2 protein-coding genes are annotated in these 3071 nt (G+C 63.4%); both read left to right on the forward strand.

The window, feature by feature from the left end:
- The first annotated feature begins 89 nt into the window (after positions 1 to 89).
- Positions 90 to 1196, forward strand: coding sequence for an IS110 family transposase (locus tag MRBLAR12_RS16135; protein ID WP_229995544.1), 1107 nt, complete (start codon positions 90 to 92; stop codon positions 1194 to 1196).
- A gap of 454 nt (positions 1197 to 1650) precedes the next feature.
- Positions 1651 to 2892: an IS110 family transposase gene (locus MRBLAR12_RS16140; protein WP_364747130.1), complete on the forward strand. Its 1242-nt coding sequence runs from the start codon at positions 1651 to 1653 to the stop codon at positions 2890 to 2892.
- Positions 2893 to 3071 lie beyond the last annotated feature (179 nt).

The raw sequence follows: 3071 nt of genomic DNA on the forward strand, positions 1-3071 counted from the left end.
CGTGGGTTGCCGGTCCGGGGGCCTGTTCCGCAGTCTCGTGCGGGGTGTGGACTGGTAGAGCCACATTTGAACGTCTGGAGGTTCCAGCCATGAATAACCGTACCTACGTCGGTTTGGATGTCCATGCGCGCAGTGTGAAGGGCTGCGCCATTGACCGCGAAACCGGCGAGATTCTGCGCCAGAGTCTTGCGGCGAACGACGCCGGGATCGCCGATTGGGTGTCAGGGTTGCCGGGCCCGATCCTGGTTGTCTACGAAGCCGGTCCGACGGGATTCGGATTGGCGAGGCTTCTGACATCAGCGGGGATCGAGTGCGTGGTCGCGGCGCCGTCCAAGCTCCAGCGACCGTCCGGGGACCGGGTGAAAACTGACGCCCGAGATGCCGAACATCTCGCCCGGCTGGCCCTGCTGGGCCAGATAACCCCGGTCCGCGTCCCGGGACCCTCACAGGAGGCCGCCCGGGATCTGGTGCGGGCCCGCGAGGACGTGCGGGCTGATCTGATGCGGGCCAGACACCGCGTCTCGAAGTTGTTGCTGCGTCACGGCCTGGTCTACTCCGGCGGCCAGGCCTGGACCGACGCCCACCACACCTGGCTGCACCGGCAACACTTCGACGACCCTGCGCTGCAGGCCGCGTACGAGGCCAGCCTGGAAACGGCGGAGCTGACGCTGGACCGCAGAAACCGGCTGGACTCAAAGATCATCGCCATGGCGGCAACCGGGCCGTATGCACCGGTCGTTCAGGCCCTGATGTGTCTGCGCGGTATCTCGGTGCTGACCGCGTTCGGCCTCGCGGTGGAAATCGGCGACTGGAACCGCTTCACCGGCTCCACCATCGGCGCGTATCTCGGCCTTGTCCCCTCCGAGCATTCCTCGGGCGCCTCCCGGTCCCAAGGCGCGATCACCAAGACCGGGAACACCCATGCCCGGCGCTTGCTGGTCGAGGCCGCCTGGCACCACCGCCGGCCCTACACCCACCCCAGCCGTGAGATGCGCACCCGGTGGGAAGCAGCCGACGAGGCCTCCCGGGTCCGAGGCCATCAAGGCAACCACCGGCTGCACCGGAAATGGGAGCAATTCGACGCCCGGCACAAACGCCGGGTCATCGCTAACGTCGCCATCGCCCGCGAACTGGCCGGCTGGTGCTGGTCCCTGGCAGCCCCGGTCCAACAGGAACATCCATGGACGGATGAATAGACGTGCCGTTCCCCCCGCCGACTCCGATGGCTTGGCAGCGTGGAGAAGACCCGCGAAACACCTATGGACAACCGACAAACACCGGTGACGCCCGACATTGCTAGACCCGCGGCACCCCTCCAGCCGAACACCTCGTCCTGCGGTAACCAACCCGCGCATATCAGCAGTCCAGGGCGCTGCCGCCCTCCGTGTTGAGAGAAAATTTGTGTCTGCTCCGCTTATGGTCCACGCCCTTGCCGGGATCGAGGTTGGAGCGCAGGCTGATCGTGTGTTCCGGTCAGTCGCCGCTCAGCCTGTGGTGCTCGTCAGCCCGCATATCAGCATGGCGTGGAGGGCCTTTTCCGCGGGAACCGTGGATTGTTGCCTTGAGCACGCGTGAGAGTCTTCTGCTTCATCCTGCCCTCCCCGGAATACGAATTCATCCATGGATCCGAAGGAAGGGAAGGACACCGTCATGGATGTTCTTCATGAGAAGTGTGCCGGCATCGACATATCCAAGCGCGACGCCAAAGTCTGTGTGCGCCTGCCGGGACGCCGGGCCGGCCAATACACTTCGACGGTCACGGCGTGGGGATCAACCACAAACGAGGTCCTGGCCCTGCGGGAGCATCTGCTCCGAGCTGGAGTGACATTGGTGGTGATGGAAGCGACCAGCGAGTACTGGAGGCAGTTTTACTTCCTGCTTGAGGACGGATTGAACGTGTTGCTCGCGAACGCCCAACAGGTCAAGAACATGCCCGGGCGCAAGACCGACGTCTCGGATGCGGCGTGGCTGGCCCAGTTGGGTGCCTACGGGCTCGTGCGCGCCTCGTTCGTTCCGCCTGAACCGATCCGGCGGCTTCGTGACCTGACCCGCACACGCACGATGTTCATCCGCCAACGCGCCAGTGAGATTCAACGCGTAGAGAAACTTCTCGAAGACACCGGCATCAAGCTTTCCTCCGTTGCCACGGATCTCACAGGTGTTTCCTCCCGTGCCATGCTCGGGGCCCTCATTGAGGGCGAGCGGGATCCGGCTGTACTGGCAGATCTCGCCGTTTACGGCTTGCGGGCAAAGATACCCGCCCTGACCGAAGCGTTAAACGGCAGGTTCAACGACCACCATGCCTTCCTCACCCAAATGCATTTGAACATAATTGACGGGCACACCCGGGCCATTGCCGATCTCAGCACCCGCATCAGCGAGGTGCTGACACCGTTCGCCGCGGCGCGGGACGTTTTAGTCAGCATTCCCGGCGTCAGTGAGCGAGTGGCGGAAATCATCATCGCCGAAACCGGGGCAGACATGACCGTGTTCCCCACGGCGGGGCACCTGTCGTCCTGGGCTGGAACCGCACCGGGGAACAATGAATCCGCCGGCCGTGTGAAATCCAGTAAAACCAGGCCCGGCGACCCCTATCTCAAAGGCGCCCTCGGCATCGCCGCGTTGGCGCTGTCCAGATCGAAGACGACGTACTTCGGCGCTAAATATAGAAGACTTGCTGCGCGGCGTGGACCCATGAAAGCCCTCGTCGCAGTTGAACATGCGATCCTCATTGCGGTCTGGAACATGCTCAGCACCGGGGAACTCTACAACGATCCTGGACCGGACTACTTCTCCAGGCTGCAACCCGCCAAAACGCGATCTCGGGCCATCAACCAGCTCGAAGCTCTCGGCTACACAGTCATCCTCCAAACAGCAGACCGACCCGCCTGACCAGAATCGAAAGCTGTCCCGGCGCACGCACCAAAGCGGTACTCACAGCCGTGGGCACCTTAATTTTCGTGAGAGTCTGACAGCGCCGTCGATCACGACGCGCCAGCCCACCGGATGAGGCCACGAACGGATACGAAAGAGCGGTCCAAGACACGAGAGCCTTGGACCGCTCACCCTTG

Origin of the sequence: Arthrobacter sp. LAR12-1-1.1 (assembly GCF_040676555.1) — a bacterium.
In the GTDB taxonomy this organism is placed as follows: Bacteria; Actinomycetota; Actinomycetes; order Actinomycetales; family Micrococcaceae; genus Arthrobacter.